15 protein-coding genes are annotated in these 14959 nt (G+C 66.1%); 7 read left to right on the top strand and 8 right to left on the bottom strand.

The genetic code is table 11. From position 1 onward, the window contains the following. Positions 1 to 344: 344 nt before the first annotated feature. Positions 345 to 701: a carboxymuconolactone decarboxylase family protein gene (locus ACGFH6_RS08260; RefSeq protein WP_393381630.1), complete on the top strand. Its 357-nt coding sequence runs from the start codon at positions 345 to 347 to the stop codon at positions 699 to 701. Here ACGFH6_RS08260 and ACGFH6_RS08255 read toward each other — a convergent pair. From ACGFH6_RS08255 to ACGFH6_RS08245, 3 genes are all read right to left on the bottom strand, one after another. Then, entirely contained in the window at positions 698 to 2947 is a 2250-nt protein-coding gene (locus tag ACGFH6_RS08255) for a LuxR C-terminal-related transcriptional regulator (protein WP_393381628.1), read from the bottom strand. The two genes, ACGFH6_RS08260 and ACGFH6_RS08255, sit on opposite strands and share 4 nt — an antisense overlap. A 309-nt stretch (positions 2948 to 3256) precedes the next feature. Next, entirely contained in the window at positions 3257 to 3748 is a 492-nt protein-coding gene (locus ACGFH6_RS08250; protein WP_393381626.1) for a potassium channel family protein, read from the bottom strand. A 99-nt stretch (positions 3749 to 3847) separates the two neighbouring features. After that, positions 3848 to 4177, bottom strand: a complete 330-nt coding sequence (locus ACGFH6_RS08245; protein WP_393381625.1) for a carboxymuconolactone decarboxylase family protein — start codon at positions 4175 to 4177, stop codon at positions 3848 to 3850. 244 nt (positions 4178 to 4421) lie between these two features. Here ACGFH6_RS08245 and ACGFH6_RS08240 point away from each other — a divergent pair, with 244 nt between their 5' ends. Next, the gene (locus tag ACGFH6_RS08240; protein ID WP_393381623.1) at positions 4422 to 4853 is read left to right on the top strand and encodes a hypothetical protein; all 432 of its coding nucleotides are present in this window, start codon (positions 4422 to 4424) and stop codon (positions 4851 to 4853) included. 190 nt (positions 4854 to 5043) lie between these two features. Next, positions 5044 to 6243: an AI-2E family transporter gene (locus ACGFH6_RS08235; protein WP_393381621.1), complete on the top strand. Its 1200-nt coding sequence runs from the start codon at positions 5044 to 5046 to the stop codon at positions 6241 to 6243. 116 nt (positions 6244 to 6359) lie between these two features. Here the strand turns inward: ACGFH6_RS08235 and ACGFH6_RS08230 are convergent, their stop codons facing one another. Both ACGFH6_RS08230 and ACGFH6_RS08225 read right to left on the bottom strand, forming a co-directional pair. Then, on the bottom strand, positions 6360 to 7700 hold the full coding sequence (locus ACGFH6_RS08230) for an NAD(P)/FAD-dependent oxidoreductase (protein ID WP_393381620.1): 1341 nt from the start codon (positions 7698 to 7700) through the stop codon (positions 6360 to 6362). 118 nt (positions 7701 to 7818) lie between these two features. Beyond that, a complete protein-coding gene (locus ACGFH6_RS08225) occupies positions 7819 to 8457 on the bottom strand; it encodes a TetR/AcrR family transcriptional regulator (RefSeq protein ID WP_393381618.1) in 639 nt (212 codons plus the stop codon). Between the two features lie 317 nt (positions 8458 to 8774). Between ACGFH6_RS08225 and ACGFH6_RS08220 the strand changes: the two genes are divergently transcribed. From ACGFH6_RS08220 to ACGFH6_RS08210, 3 genes are all read left to right on the top strand, one after another. Next, positions 8775 to 9797, top strand: coding sequence for a GNAT family N-acetyltransferase (locus ACGFH6_RS08220; RefSeq protein ID WP_393381617.1), 1023 nt, complete (start codon positions 8775 to 8777; stop codon positions 9795 to 9797). 73 nt (positions 9798 to 9870) lie between these two features. Next, positions 9871 to 10644: an SDR family NAD(P)-dependent oxidoreductase gene (locus tag ACGFH6_RS08215; RefSeq protein WP_393381615.1), complete on the top strand. Its 774-nt coding sequence runs from the start codon at positions 9871 to 9873 to the stop codon at positions 10642 to 10644. 221 nt (positions 10645 to 10865) lie between these two features. Further along, positions 10866 to 11729 (top strand): alpha/beta fold hydrolase, encoded by an 864-nt coding sequence (locus ACGFH6_RS08210; RefSeq protein ID WP_393381614.1) that lies wholly within the window; start codon positions 10866 to 10868, stop codon positions 11727 to 11729. 12 nt (positions 11730 to 11741) lie between these two features. Here ACGFH6_RS08210 and ACGFH6_RS08205 read toward each other — a convergent pair whose 3' ends face one another. Further along, positions 11742 to 12236: a molybdopterin-dependent oxidoreductase gene (locus ACGFH6_RS08205; protein ID WP_393381612.1), complete on the bottom strand. Its 495-nt coding sequence runs from the start codon at positions 12234 to 12236 to the stop codon at positions 11742 to 11744. A gap of 242 nt (positions 12237 to 12478) precedes the next feature. Further along, positions 12479 to 13060, bottom strand: coding sequence for a sigma-70 family RNA polymerase sigma factor (locus tag ACGFH6_RS08200; protein ID WP_393381610.1), 582 nt, complete (start codon positions 13058 to 13060; stop codon positions 12479 to 12481). A 432-nt stretch (positions 13061 to 13492) separates the two neighbouring features. Here ACGFH6_RS08200 and ACGFH6_RS08195 point away from each other — a divergent pair, with 432 nt between their 5' ends. Beyond that, positions 13493 to 14110 carry a uracil-DNA glycosylase family protein gene (locus ACGFH6_RS08195; RefSeq protein ID WP_393381608.1) on the top strand — a complete coding sequence of 206 codons (618 nt, stop codon included), beginning with the start codon at positions 13493 to 13495 and terminating at the stop codon, positions 14108 to 14110. A 77-nt stretch (positions 14111 to 14187) separates the two neighbouring features. Here ACGFH6_RS08195 and ACGFH6_RS08190 read toward each other — a convergent pair whose 3' ends face one another. After that, positions 14188 to 14955, bottom strand: a complete 768-nt coding sequence (locus ACGFH6_RS08190; protein WP_393381606.1) for a PIG-L deacetylase family protein — start codon at positions 14953 to 14955, stop codon at positions 14188 to 14190. Positions 14956 to 14959: the final 4 nt, after the last annotated feature.

Below are 14959 nucleotides of genomic sequence, written 5' to 3'. Positions count from 1 at the left end.
CGATCACCGTCCGGTCGGTACCGCGTCACAGCCTGCCCGGTCATTGGCCCTCCGCGGACGGTCACTTGAAGGATGCTCGTACCGGTGGATCCGGTACGGCGCCTCGCCGCCGCTGTCTCGACCATCGCAGCCGCGCCCGTCAAGGTTCATCACCCAATCAGAACGAACTCGATGAAGGGCTCGCCGAGGCTTCGGGCATTCACATCATGTGCGTGATGCGCGTGATGGCTGGTCTGCCGTTCAATGGCTTGAGCACGGCTTCCCAACAGATCTGTCGCCGCGACGCCTGCCAGCAGTCTTGCGGCGAGCCGGCCGTCGCCTGTGACGCGAAAGGATGAGTGGTCTTGGACTACACCGAGCGGCTGCGGCGCCTTGCCATCAATGACGCATCCTTGGTTGATGGCGGCGAGGACACGGCTGTTGCCGCGCTGCTGGATCCCGTTCTCGATCCGAGGACGAGGGCGTTGGTGCGCTTGGCCGCGCTGGTCGCGGTCGGCGGGGCTGTTCCGTCCTTCGGCGCACAGGCGGATGCCGCGGTGAACGCGGGAGCGACGGCCGAGGAGATCGTCGACGTCCTGTTCAGCGTCGTTCCCGTCACCGGACTCCCGCGTGCCGTTGCCGCCGGTCCGAAACTGGCGCTGGCACTGGGTTACGACACCACCGAGGAGCTGGAACGGCAACCGGTCGGTGACCAGCCCTAGCCTCCCAGCAACCCGATCGCGGTGGCCTGTTGCACTGCGGCGTTGCGGGACGAGACGCCCAGTTTTCGGTAGATCGAGGCGACCTCCGAGCTCACGGTGTTGCGGGTGACGAACAGTCGCTGGCCGATCTCGCCGATGGTGAGGTGCGTTTGCAGGTAGGGCAGCAGCCGCAGCTCGGCCGGCGTCAGCGGTGATACGCCGGCGGCCCCGGCCTGCGGGCTGGAGGTGACGATCCCGCGGAAGTCAGAGACCTCGTCGACCAGTGCGCCCAGAGCCGGCCGATGGAGCAGGATGTCGTCGATCTCACGGAGCAGGTGACGAGCGGTCGTGGCGTCACCGGTGATCCAGTACACCTTCGCAAGCTGGAGCCGTCCACGCACGGCGAGGAACGGTAGCGCGAACGTGCACGACGGGCGTGCCCGCATCGCCTTGGTGAGCTGGCGATCGGCCTCGTTCAGATCGCCGCGGTGTACGGCGAGTCGCGCCGCCTCGGCAAACGCGATCACGCTCGCGGCGTAATCCTGCATCCGATGCTCGTCGATGGTCGCGAGAGCCCGATCGACATGGTCGGCCGCCATCGCCCACTGCCCGCGATCCATCGCCACCAGCGCCAGCTCGGACTCGCCGTCGATGATCGTGTCGGTATTGCCGAGTGCAGTGCCAGCGGCGGATGCGTCTGCGAACAGCGCGCATGCCTGGTCGACGCCGCCGGCGAGCAGCTGGGCATGAGCGGACAGCAGTAGCGCGGTGTCGCGCCACGCGCTCCACGGCGGCTCCTGGGCGACGGCGAAGTTCGCATCGACCATCATCTGCTCCGGGCCCGCGGCACACATGACCGTCCGCAGCATGGCCCGCGCCGAGTCGAACGACGCCGTGCCGTCCGCCGGCACCAGATCGAACGAAGCGGCCTCCACGATGGCGGCCCAGCGTTGTGCTTCGGTGGTTCGGCCCGCCAGCGAGGCGACCCAGCCGGCGAGCACAGCGAGCGGTGGGTACGCCGAGATGGCCGCGTCTCCCAGCGCGGACAGCCAGCGCTGAACTGTCGAGATCTGACCGGCGCTGTAGGTCGGCAGCACCAACTCTGTCACCAGCCGGACACAGCGATCTCGCTCGAAAGTGTTCAGCAAGTGCTCGAGTGCGAGCACCTGAGATCCATGCGACTCGAACCAATCGGCGGCGCGCAGATGCAGCTTGATCACGACCTCGGGCTCGACCCTGCGCAGCTCACCGAGAAGGAACTCTCGGAACAATGCGTGATAGCGGAACCACGATCGCCCCCGGTCGAGGGGTACCAGGAACGAGTTGGTGGCCTCGATGTCACGCAACTGCTGCTGACTCCCCGTTCCTCCGAGCAGCGCGTCGCACAGCGGGGCATGGAGTTGATCGAGTACGGCCGTACGCCGCAGGAAGGTCTGGGTGCGCTCAGACAGCTGGCTGAGCGACTCGCGGTACAGGTAGTCGGCCACGTACCGGTCCTCACCGGACACCGCCATCGCCTGCCCCGGGCTGTCACGCGCGATCGCGGCCGCGAGATAGAGCCCCGCCGGCCAGCCCTCGGTCCTCTCCGTCACCGCGGCCGCCAGCTCGGGAGAGATCTCGACGTCGACGGCAGCGAAGATCTGCTCGGCTCCGGTGGCGTCGAGAGCCAGCTCCCTCGCGCCGAGGTCGATCGCGTCCGCGGAGGTCCGCAGCCGCGGCAGGTGCGGTTGCTCCGAACGACTCGTGGCGACCAACTGTGATCCGCTGGGGATCCCCGAGATCACGACGCCCAGTACGTCGTGACAGGCCGACGACCGGAGTTCGTGCAGGTCGTCCAGCAGCAGCACGAACGGTGCCGGACTGGTTCTCAACACCGACGCGAGGCGCGGCGCTGCCCGGCCCAGGGGCGATACGCCGGGACTGCGCATGTCCGCGAGCAGGTCGGCCTCGGTCGGCGAGACCCGGGCGTAAGCGGTCGCCAACACGCTGAGCAGGACCGCGGGATCGTCATCGAAGCGGTCAAGAGACACCCAGACGACGCGACGGTCCTCCGCACGGGCCCACTGAGCCAGCAAGGTCGACTTGCCGTATCCCGCCGACGCGGTGACGCCGACCACGCGGCATTGACTCGCGCGGGCCATCGCGATGAGGCCGGCGCGACTCACCGAGCCCGGGCGAGGCCGCGGGACCGCCAACTTGGCGTCCAGCAGCAGCCGATCGAGCCCACCGATCGCCGGCGCCGCTCCCTGCGATTCTCCGCTCATCATGCGTAGCCGGTGAAGGCCTGCTCCGGTCTGAGGTGGGGAACGCGCACGCCGCTCACTGACGTTCGCCGAGACGTTCAGCGAGGGCATCGATGCATGGTGTCGGTGCCGAGCCGCTGGTGCAGGCGACGTTCCCCCGACCGACGTTGTCAACCACGATCGCCACGACATTCGGCGCACCTGTCATCCAGCCACCTCCGAACCGGCTGAGACGCCCTACCCAGTCTCGCTCAGAACGTAGCCACAGGGGCCCGCGCATCGACTCATCCTCGCGGGGTGATTTGCCTGACCTCCTGGCGATCGGGACTCCGGCTACTGCGACGTTCCCCGGTCCCGGGCCTTGCCGCGTTTGGCCGCTCCAAGGATGACCTGAATGCCGACTCCGAGGACCACCAGGTCCAGCAGCATCTGGGCGGCGACGACCAGGCGGGCCGCCTCGCCACGAGGTGAGATGTCGCCGAAGCCGACCGTCGAGAAGACGGTGACCACGAAGTAGAGCGCATCGGATCGAGTGAGTGCTTCACTGAAGGTGCCGGAGTCGTCCAGGCTCATGACGAAGTACGTGGACGCGAAGAGCAGCAGGAACAGGGGCGTTGTCGACGCCAGGGACTGGGTGGCCCGGATGGCGGGATAGTCGGCTCGCAGGATGGCGCGCACCTGCCACGCGATCGTTGCCACCAGCAACCCAATACCGATCACAAGCTCGAGGACGACAACCCCGTCCGACCGGCGATCGAGTGGCAGAACGTAGTACAGAGCGACCAACGCCGCCGCCGTGACCGCAGCGCGAAGCAGACCTCGCACGATGAGCCACCATCGCCTACCAGGTGTCAGATCCTCGGCAGGAGCCATGTGCCCACCCTCGCTCTGTGTCGTCGCGTTGCCTCAGCCGCGCGCCTTGGTCTATTGGTTGCCTTGCTCCTCGAGCGCGGCGACCTCGATCGCGACGTCGAGCGCGTCGACGATCTTCGCCGTCGCCGCGGCGATCCGCGCCGTCCCCACGATCGGTGCGATCGCGGCCAGGACGCCGCTGATCTGCTCGGCATCCGCGCCGACCTCGCCGGCCGCGCCGAGGTTCAGCAGATACGAGATCGGCGGCGCATCGAGCGAGACCAGGGCCGCGATGCGGACCAGCATGAGCGTTTGTGGGTCGAGGCTCGACGCGTCGAGCGAGTCTGCGGTCATCCGCGCGAGCAGGTCGAGGACCGGGCTCTCGGTGGTGGAATCGGACATTGTGCATCCCCTCGTTCACGGTGCGCTGTCTGGACGTTGCAGCTCCGATTCCATCCGGAAAGCGCAGCCTGCGCATCGTCCACATCGCATGAAAGCGGTCGGTACGGATTTCACACGATGAGAGTGATTCCAGCCCGGCCTTCCGGCGGTTGGATTGATCCAAGTCAGCCTCGCGCCTTGACGACCGAGGCGGCGTCAGTGTTGACGCCGTCCGTCGTGGCGCCCCCGTGAAGGAGAGTCCGGAATGGCAGAGCAGACAGCACCTGATTACGGATCCGCGGGCCAGGTCCAGGAGAAGAGCAGTTGGGCGGTGGGATTCATCCTGTTCGCCGGCATCATGATGATCGTGGCCGGCGGCTTCCAGGCGTTCATGGGCCTGGTCGCGCTCTTCGAGAACGAGTTCTACGTCGCGACCCGCAACTATGTGTTCCAGTTCGACGCCACGGCTTGGGGCTGGATTCACTTGCTCGGCGGTCTGCTCGTGGTCGGCGCCGGCCTCGCTGTGATGGCCGGCAAGACCTGGGGACGGGTCATCGGCATCATCTTGGCGGTGCTCAGCCTGTTGGCGAACTTCGCCTTCATCCCGTACTACCCGTTCTGGTCGCTGACCATCGTCGCGGTCGACATCTTCGTCATCTGGGCACTGGTCGCCCACGGCCGCGACGTCACCGCTTGATCACCACGCGGGCTTCGAGTCGGCACCCGTGAACCTCCGGGTGGACGGCTCGGCGACTCGGCGAACCCGTGGGGTGGAAAGCGGGTCTGATCAGACAGATTTCACGCGATCGGCGTGATGTGGGGCCGCTTCTGCAGCTGAAGGATTGTGGTGCGCAGAGCCACTGAGCGTACACAGACGGGAGCATCAGATGACCAGCGCGCCGATCTCGGTACGCGATGCCTACGAGCGAGCCCGCCCGTTCGCCCTGACGATCCTGGTCGGTGTCGCCGCTTTCGCGATCGCACTGGCCGGCGTGCGGTCCATCGCCGGAATCATCGGGCCGGCCTTTCTCGCCCTGGTCATCACGATCACCCTCCATCCGATCCGGATCCGGCTCGAACGGCATCACCGGATCCCCGGATGGGTCGCGTCGATCCTCATGGTGATCGCCGCCTACCTGCTGCTGCTCCTCCTCACCCTTGCCCTGGTGGTGTCGGTCGCACAGCTGGCCGCGCTGATCCCGCAGTACAGCGCTCAGATCACCGAAGGGGTCGAGAACGCCGGGAACGCGCTGCGAGACCTCGGCGTCCAGCAGGACCAGATCAACGCGGTCGTGAACGCGGTCGACCCCGGACAGCTCGTCGACCTCGCGATGTCGGTACTGTCCAGCACGCTCGGCGTCCTCAGCAACCTCTTCTTCCTGCTCACCGTCCTGCTGTTCATGGCCTTCGACACCGACTCGACGCGCCGCGGGCTGGCCATGCTCCGCGACCGCTTCCCCAATCCCGTGGGTGCGCTCGACAACTTCGCGCTGGGGACCCGCAACTACATGGGAGTCTCGGCCGGCTTCGGACTCATCGTCGCGGTTCTCGACGGGTTGGCCCTGTGGATCATGAGCGTCCCCGGCGCCTTCGTGTGGGCCGTGCTCGCGTTCGTCACGAACTTCATCCCCAACATCGGCTTCATCATCGGAGTGATCCCGCCGGCCCTCATCGCACTGCTGGACGGTGGCCCGGGGCTGATGGTTGCGGTCATCGTCGTCTACAGCGTGATCAATTTCCTGATCCAGTCCGTCATCCAACCGCGCGTCGTCGGCGACGCGGTGGGGCTGACTCCCACCTTGACCTTCATGTCGCTGGTGTTCTGGACCTGGGTCATCGGCCCGCTCGGCGCGCTGCTCGCCGTACCACTGAGCCTGCTCACCAAATCTCTCCTGGTCGAAGCCGACCCCCGCACCCGCTGGGCACTGCCACTGATCTCCGGCAAGACGGACCCGGCCGACACGCCGGAACCGCCTCCGAACCAACCGGACGAGCCCCGGCCGGCACCAAAGCACCTCTCAGGTGCCCGGGACCGCGTGGCGCCGTCACCTGTGGACGACGAGAGCAGCCGACCGGACCTGTCGTGACGGATGCCGATCGGCACACCGGAGCCGGATCGCCGTTGCGCTGGCACCGGACTCGGTCGCCCGTGCTGCCCGCCCTGGCCAGGTCATCGGCCTGACGGACCTGCTGATCCCGGGCGTCAGGCTGAGCGGGTTGAACTGATCGTCGCCTGCTTGGCTTCGGTCTCAAACGCCTGCCTCGGGCTTTGGACCGAAGCCAGCGAGACGATGTCCCGACCGTAGAAGAACGCGCTCAGCCAGACGGCGAGAACCCGGAACTTGCGGTCCCACGTCGGGACGGCGAGTACGTGGTAGCCGCGGTGCATCAGCCACGCCGGCAGGCCCTTGATCACGACGCCGCGGTACTGAAAGATCCCCTTCCCCAGGCCGAGGGTCGCGATCGCGCCGAGGCTGTGGTGCACGTAGTTCCTCGGTTCGCGGCCGCGGAGCGCCCGGACCAGGTTCTTCGCCAGCCGCTTGCCCTGCCGGACGGCATTCTGGGCGTTCGGAACCGTGAACGCGCCAGGCGTCGATGACGCGAGGTCGGGAACGGCGGCGTCGTCACCCGCGGCCCACGCGTCAGGCACGATCTCGTCGTCGGTGCCGATCCGCAGGTCGGCGCGGACCTGGACCAGCCCCCGGGGCGTGTGCGGCAGATCGGTGTAGTTCCGGAGCAGTCTGGTTGCGGCATTGCCCGCCGTCCACACGATCAGCTCCGAGTCGAACGTCGTACCGTCCGACAGGACGACATGGCCGTCCTCGGCCGTGTCCATCGTGGTCTTCAGATGCACGTGCGCGCCACGGCGTTCAAGCATCTTCACTACCCACCGGCCGGGCTTCTCGGTCACCTCCGGCAGGATTCGTCCGGTCGCCTCGACCAGGTGGAACGCGAGGTCGTCCGCGGACAGCTCCGGGTAATGCTTGACCAGCGCCTGCGCCAGTGACATCAGCTCGGCGAATCCCTCCACCCCGGAGAAGCCACCGCCGACAAAGGTGAACGTGAGCAGCCTGCTCCGGTCCCGGCCCGGCGGCAGACAGGCCGCTTCGTCGAACGCGGTCAGCACCCGGTCCCGGATCGCCACCGCTTCCTCAACGTGCTTCAGCCCGATCGCGCGGTCAGCAACACCGGGTACGTCGAACGTCCGGGTCACTGCACCGGCGGTCACCACGAGGATGTCGTAGGTCAGGGTGAAGTCGGGCCCCTGGGCGGGACGGATGGTCACCGACCGCGCGTCGTGCTCGATGTGGTTGACCATGCCGGCAACGAGCTTGGTCCGGTGCAGGTTGCGGCGCAGCGAGATCGCCGCGTGCCGCGCCTCGACCGACCCGGCCACGACCTCGGGCAGGAAGGGCTGATAGGTCATGTACGGCCGTGGATCGACCACGACCACCTCGGCCTCGTCGCGCCGAAGCTTCTTCTCCAGCTTCCACGCCGTGTAGAACCCGGCGTACCCACCGCCGATCACCAGGATCCTGCGCACTGACTCACCCTCCGTCCGTTCACCAACTCAGAACCGGCAGACACTCGATTGGTGACATGCCCCGACCGCGATCTTTCGGGGTCGGTTGATGGGTGACCCCGCGATCGTAGAGATCGGCCTACTTCTCGTTGGCCGACGTCGCGTGTGCTCGGACGGAGTCCATCGCCAGCTTGAGTGCGATCTGCATCGGTGCGGGATCGCGAGCCGCTTGGGCGAGAACATATCCGCCCTGGAGTGCGGCCATGATGCCCGTTGCCAGCGTCTGTGGGTCAGCGTCCTCGGACAGGGTGTCGTTGGACTTCATCCGCTCGAGCGCAGCGGTCAGCAGGGAGGTCCAGGAGGTCAGGTGTGCGTCGAGCTCGATGCGTGCTGCCTCGTCCTGGTCGGAGAGCTCGGTCGACAGAGAGCCTAGTTCGCAGCCCAGCGCGCCACGGCGTGCTGTGACTCGCTGGAGTATGGCCCTGCACCAGCGATCGAGGCCACTGAACGAGTCAACCCTGCGGAGGTACTGTTCCTCACGCTCGAGCACTCGGCTGCCCCGCAGTGCGATGACCGCCTGGACCAAGGCACTCTTGTCGCCGAAATGCCTGTAGAACTGGGACTTGCTTGTCCCACTCGCCGCTGTCACCTCGTCGAGCGTGGTCGCTGCGGCACCCTTGAGCGACATCAGTTCGTCGGCGGAGGCGACGATCCGGGCTCTCGTGGCCGCGCCGCGGGCGGTCAGGCGGCGATCGAGCTCGCTCACTGTCTCGGGCACGCAAGGAGCTTATCGGGACCAAGCAACGATTCCCGTCGGTCCGCCAGGCCTGCCGTGATCTCAGTCGACGGGTAAGCACCCCTGCTGGGGCCGACACCAACCCTCGTGAGGAGCCGGCACGCCGTCGGCCGCCGTCAGGAGGAGCCCTACGTCGACCCGTACGCCACGTGACTCCGGACGAGGGGTCGCACTTCGATCTCGATGAAGAGCTCGATGAGATCAACTGAGCAACGCAGCATCGACACGATGACACCGACCAGTCACCAGCGCGTGCACTGCTCGACTCGCAGAAGGGCCGCACAGTGATGAGAACCCTGATGAACGACTCCCAGCGCAACTTGACCGTGGTCGAGAACGCCGAGTTGCGAAGGTACGAACTGCTCGCGGCGGGGACGACGGTAGGGACCCTCGACTTCCGTGTCCTTGGCCCGCGGCGTGTCCTGGGCCATACCGAGGTCCAGGCGGATCAACGTGGCCGCGGACTCGCCACGGTCCTGATCAAGGCGGTCCTCGACGACCTCATCGCCGAGGAAGTCCGAATCACGAATTACTGCCCTGCGGTCGAGCGGTTCCTTCAGGGCCATCCGGAGTACCTGGTGGTACTCGATCCGTCGCGCCCACCAATGCACCAGGCAGACGACAAGCACCAGGCGGGCCGTTCCACCCCACTGTGGCAGCTCGTGCACGCCCAGCACTCCAGGCTCAGCGAGCTGGCCGCACGTTCTCAAGATCCGAACATCGACGGGTTCGAGAGACGTCGCACGACTGACCAGTTCGCAGCTGTTGCAGCACAGCATGCCGCGGCCGTCGCCGATGTCTTGCTCACGGCTTCCAGAACGTCGTCGCGTGCGGATGCCGCGGTCCTCCTCGACAATCTCAAACTGTTCGAGCAGACGCTACGGGTGCTCAAGGGCAGGGTGTACGGCGACGCGCGCTTTCTGAATCTCAGCACATCCGAGATCTGGCGAGAGACCGAACGGCTACTGGCTGAGCACGACTCGTTGGAGAAGAGCATCGTGTCCGGCCTCGAACAGCTCAATGGTGCCGGCAGCGCCACGGATCTGGCCCGGGCGTTGGCGAAACGGCAGTGGAGCTCGCCGACCAGACCGCACCCCAACTCGCCCCATGCCGGAGTGGCCGGACGGATAGCGCACCAGCTGTGGCGCATCGCCGACTCGACCTGGGACGAGCTGGAAGGGCGAGGACTTCCAGCTCAGCCGGAGGAGCACGCGAATCGCCATTCGGCGTTCTCTCATTACCTGTTCGGAACCGCCGACGACACTGATCCCACGGCCGGACCTAACACACCTCAGTCTCATCGGGACTCCAGACGCACGTAAGGCCGGGCCCTCGATCGGCACACAAACAGGGACATCCGGGCGATCCGGCCTGGCAGAGATCGAGGGAAAGCTCATGAATGCGTACTTCGAAGGTCGCAAGCTCATCGTGATCGGTGGGAGCAGCGGTATGGGGCGACAGACCGCGACGGACATTGTCGGGCAAGGCGGCAAGGCCGTCATCGTCGGACGGCAACAGGCGAAGGTCGACGAAACCGTCGCCGAGCTCGGTGAGAAGGGACAGGTCTGGGGGATCACCGCCGACCTGGCAGATCGCAAGCAGGTCGACGACGTCCAAGAGCAGCTCGCCAAGGAGCACGCCGATGCGACCTTGCTGGTCAACGCGGCCGGATTCTTCGTTCCCCGGGAGTTCCTCGACTACAGCCAGGACAACTACGACGCGTACCTGGAACTGAACCGGGCCACGTTCTTCCTGACCCAGACCGTGGTGCGGGGTATGAAGGCTGCGGGCTCTGGTGGTGCGATCGTCAACATCGGCAGCATGTGGGCCCATCAGGCGGTGGCGGCGACGCCGGCGACCGGGTACTCGATGGCGAAGGCCGGCCTGCATGCGCTGACTCACAACCTGGCCATGGAACTGGCGGCCGACGGCATTCGCGTCAATGCTGTGGCTCCCGCAGTGGTGGCGACGCCGTTGTACGAGGGCTTCATCCCCGCCGACCAGCTCGAGGAGGCAGTGAAGGGATTCGACGGCTTCCACCCGTTGGGACGGGTCGGAACAGCCCAGGACATCGCCTCCTCCATCGTCTTCCTCCTCTCGCCGGAGGCCAGCTGGATCACCGGGGCGATTCTCAACGTCGACGGGGGCGTGATGGCCGGCCGCAGCTGAACGCAGAGCGGGCGGTCGTACGACGTCACGCCGTACGGCCGTCCGGCAGCTTCGACCCTGTCAACCTTCGCGGTGGAGAGGTGAAATCGGCAGGTAAGAAACCGATCTGTCGCGGCGGCCAACTCGTACGAGCGCGGACGCCGGACCGATCAGGTGGTCCCGAGCGATGCGCTGACGAGCGAGTTCTCGATCCGTCCCTGTGGAATGAGTGTGGAGTGCGCATGACGAGTTTTCAGACCGTGTCTGCCGGCGGGCTGGAGGTCTTCTACCGCGAAGCGGGTGAGCCGGGAGCACCGAAACTCCTGCTGCTGGGCGGATTCCCGTCCTCGTCTCACCAGTTCCGGGACCTGATGCCGGCACTCGCGGACAGGTTCCACCTGGTCTCGTTCGACTACCCCGGCTTCGGGAACACCGAGATGCCAGATCCGGCGGCGTGGGACTACACCTTCGACCACCTCGCGGAGATCGTCGACGAGGCGTTGCTTGCCATCGACTTCACCGGACCGATGGGACTGTACATGCAGGACTACGGAGGCCCGATCGGGAACCGGTTGATCTCGCTTCATCCCGACTGGCTCCAGTGGCAGGTCATCCAGAACGCCAACCTGTACGACGAGGGGTTCACCGAAGCTTGGGACGGGATTCGTCACGTGCTCTGGGCCAACCCCAACCCCGAGGCCGAAGCACCGCTCGAGGCATGGCTCGAGCCGGCAACGGTGAAAGCGATCTACCTGACCGGTCACCCCGATCCGACGAAGATCAGCCCGGACAACTGGACCATGGATCTGCACTTCCTGGCGCGGCCGAACGCGCACCGGGTGCAGCTGGATCTCTTCTACGACTACCGGACGAACGCGGCACAGTACCCGGCCTGGCAGGGTCGACTGCGCCGTGACCAACCCAAAACGCTGATCTTCTGGGGCCAGGGGGACCTCTTCTTCACCCCGGCGGGCGGAGAGGCGTATCTGCGCGATCTCCCCGACGCAAAGCTGGTTCGCCTCGATTCCGGACACTTTGCGGTAGAGGACTGCTTGCACGAGATCGTTGACGGAATCAACAGTTTCTACGACGAGACCGTCAAGTAACGCCCGTACCGGTCAGTCGAACTCGTAGCGTTGCTCGTGCCAGGGGTCACCGTGGTTGTGGTATCCAGCTCGCTCCCAGAAGCCTGGCTCGTCCTGCAACAGCAGTTGCAGTCCGTTGAGCCACTTGGCCGACTTCCAGAAGTACAGATGTGGAACGAGCAGACGGGCGGGACCGCCGTGCAACGCCCCGAGCTCCTGTCCGTCGTACCGGTAGGCGATCCAGGCCTTACCGCCTCGGAGCTCGGTCAACGGCAGGTTGGTCGTATAGCCACCGTAGGAGGTGGCCAGGGCATGGGTCGCCTCGGTGGTCACGCCATCGAGGACGGCATCAACGGAGACCCCTTCCCACTGAGTGCCGAGTTTGGACCACCTGGTGACACAGTGGATGTCGGCGACCACCGACTCTGATGGAAGAGCGAGCAGGTCGTTCCACGTCCAGCGTCGCTGCGCGCCGGTCTCCGACGTGACCGTCAACGCCCACTTGTCCTTGGGGATCAGTGGGGTCACGCTCGCCGACAATACCGGGAAGTCGGCGGTGAGGTGCTGGCCCGGTGGCAGTCTGTGGTCATCAGAGCCGCCTCTGCCTGTGAACCCGCGATTGACGACTGCCATCCGACCCTCCTCGCCGGCAGATCTCTCTCATGATGCCCTGTCTACCGCTCAAGCGGCCGAGCAACCCCTGACCTGAGGTCCGTCGCCGTCGATCGGATCGGCCCGCGGAGATCGATCCAGTGCCGTGAAGACGTTGCTCATGCGATCTGCTGCTCCGGCAGGTAGCCGGCGTCGACCAAAGCGATCCGCAGCTTACGGCGGGCGTCGAACATCATCTTGTAGATCGCGTTGTGTGTCGCGCCGAGCTGATCAGCGAGCACATCAGTGGGCATCCCGTTCAGCACCAGCGCGACGAAGACCATCCGTTGCTTCGCCGTCAGCTTCTCATCGACGGCGCGACGTACGGCGCTCATCAGATCCCGGCTCTCGGCATGCGCCTCCGGCTCGATCCCCATCCGTGCGGGAAGGCGGTCCCAATCCTCGTCGTCGAACGCAACACCGGCCCGCTGCCAGAAGTGCCGGTTGACCTTGGCCGCCACGTCGAAGATCACGAACTTGTACGCCCAGGTGGTGAACTTGCAATCACCGCGGAACGTCTCGACCTTGCCGCAGATCGCCAGGAGGGCGTCCGCGGCGGCCTGGTGCGCAAGGTCGTCCAGCTCCGGCCCGACGAGTCGCAGCCTGGCCGCCCGCCGCCCGACCTCCGCCCTCGCGGCTCGCAGGAGGACCTCGTACAAGCGTCGACTCGCAAGCTCACGCCGATCTCCAGAGCTGCTCAAGTCGCGAACCCAGGCATGGTTCTCCCGAGCCACCTCTGCAGAGACGACCCGTACCTGGGACAACGACTCGGAACCTTCGCTCTTCATGGATCTCCGGCGATCAACGCAACGTAGTGATCACAGGTCCGGCACGTCTGTGTCGAACGGTGAAACAACCACATGGACGATACAGTCCATTTTGTACTGCGTCCACCCAGCGCCGAACGTCCACCGCGTCACGCGTGAGCTCGTCACGTCCTGCGCGGTGGTTCGCGCCGAAATCGCAGCGAAACAGAGTGATTCCGAACACATCTCGCTCAAGCCGGACCGGACTTCCAGCACGGCGTGGTTCGCGCGCGACCTCCGGGGGCCGCGCAATAATCGGTCTATATAGTCCTATTTGTCGCTGTAGCGGACTAGGGGCCGTGGCTGGGATGATGAGAAGGGATCCGCATGGACGAACTCACGGCAATACGTGACGAGATCAGGAACCACACCTCGAACGCGTGGGCGACGGAGCGTGGGTACGAACCGATCTACTCCGCATCACCGCGATCCAAGATCGTTGTCATCGGCCAGGCGCCGGGCAGGCAAGCTCAGGACAGCAGGATCCCGTGGAACGACGCCAGCGGCATCAAACTGCGGCAGTGGCTGGGCGTCACCGAGGCACAGTTCTACGACCCGGACACGATCGCCCTGCTGCCCATGGACTTCTACTATCCGGGCAAGGGCACCCACGGCGACCTCCCGCCACGCCCGGCCTTCGCATCACAGTGGCACCCACGAATCCTGAAGACGATGACCGGACTTCGTCTCACCGTTCTCATCGGGAACTACGCCCAGAAGCACTATCTGGGGACCAGCGCCAAGAAGAACCTGACCGAAACCGTCCGCGCCTGTCGAGACTACGTTCCGGACCGGATCCCCCTCGTCCACCCCTCGCCCCTGAACTTCAGGTGGCAGGCAAAGAACCCCTGGTTCGAGACAGAGGTGATTCCCGCCCTGCAGACGCTCGTCGCGGATGCCGTATCGGACGCTCCCGACGACCGGCCGCCCAGGAGCTACTCATAGCGGCCTTCGACCGTCCACCGTGCCCGCCGCGGCTCCTTGGGCTGTTGGGTGGCGGCGGTGGGTGTGGGTGACCTGGGTCAGTCCTGGGTGGTGTCGGTCAGGAACTCCGGTGGTGCTTGCAGGTCGTGGGCGCGGAACAGGACGGCATGGTCGACGTCCATGGCCTTGCCGTTCATCGCGGTGAACATTGGGATGATGTCTGCGGGGGCGGGGTGGCCCGGGAGTGCGGCGAGATATGCGGCATGTGCCTCGAGTGAGGCGATGCCGCGGCGCAGCGGTTCGCCGGTGACCTCGACGCCGTGGGTTGCGGAGCCCGCGAGTCCGGGGACGATGTACCAGCGCGGGGAGTGCGGTTCGAGGTTCTCGTCGTCGACCTGTTCGGGGAAGACCCATCGGTTGCCGGCGTCGCGGACTGCGTCGAGTGTCGCGAGCCCGGCCGCGCGATGGTCGGCTTGGTCGAAGCCGAAGGGGGTCTCGACCTCGTAGCCGGTGCCGAGTACGACGTCAGGCTTGAACCGGCGGATCTCCCGGCAGATGTCGCGGCGCAGGTCGAGGCCGTAGACGAGTACGCCGTCCGGGTGTTCGAGGACGGTCAGATGGCTGACACCGACGACGGCGCAGGCGGCCTGTTGCTCCGCGACGCGCAGTCGAGCCGTCTCCTCGGGACGGTTCGGCATGCCGGCCTCGCCGCGGGTGAGGAGGAGATAACCGACCTCGATGCCGCGCGCCGTCCAGCGGGCGACGGCCGCGGACGCGCCGTACTCCATGTCGTCAGGGTGCGCGACGACGCACAGCACGCGCTGAAAGGACTCCTCGGGCAGGGCAGGCAAAGTCATGCCGGTCATCTTT

This window comes from Kribbella sp. NPDC049227 (genome assembly GCF_043197265.1).
Classification (GTDB): Bacteria; Actinomycetota; Actinomycetes; order Propionibacteriales; family Kribbellaceae; genus Kribbella.
The sequence above is the reverse complement of the archived record's forward strand: the minus strand, read 5'-3'. Positions and strand labels throughout refer to the sequence as shown.

Excerpts from the sequence above, each read along its gene's own strand:
- ACGFH6_RS08210 (WP_393381614.1), top strand. The coding sequence starts at position 10,866 with ATGACGAGTTTTCAGACCGTGTCTGCCGGCGGGCTGGAGGTCTTCTAC.
- ACGFH6_RS08240 (WP_393381623.1), top strand. The coding sequence starts at position 4,422 with ATGGCAGAGCAGACAGCACCTGATTACGGATCCGCGGGCCAGGTCCAG.
- ACGFH6_RS08195 (WP_393381608.1), top strand. The coding sequence starts at position 13,493 with ATGGACGAACTCACGGCAATACGTGACGAGATCAGGAACCACACCTCG.
- ACGFH6_RS08215 (WP_393381615.1), top strand. The coding sequence starts at position 9,871 with ATGAATGCGTACTTCGAAGGTCGCAAGCTCATCGTGATCGGTGGGAGC.
- ACGFH6_RS08245 (WP_393381625.1), bottom strand. The coding sequence starts at position 4,177 with ATGTCCGATTCCACCACCGAGAGCCCGGTCCTCGACCTGCTCGCGCGG.
- ACGFH6_RS08235 (WP_393381621.1), top strand. The coding sequence starts at position 5,044 with ATGACCAGCGCGCCGATCTCGGTACGCGATGCCTACGAGCGAGCCCGC.
- ACGFH6_RS08255 (WP_393381628.1), bottom strand. The coding sequence starts at position 2,947 with ATGATGAGCGGAGAATCGCAGGGAGCGGCGCCGGCGATCGGTGGGCTC.
- ACGFH6_RS08190 (WP_393381606.1), bottom strand. The coding sequence starts at position 14,955 with ATGACCGGCATGACTTTGCCTGCCCTGCCCGAGGAGTCCTTTCAGCGC.
- ACGFH6_RS08220 (WP_393381617.1), top strand. The coding sequence starts at position 8,775 with ATGAACGACTCCCAGCGCAACTTGACCGTGGTCGAGAACGCCGAGTTG.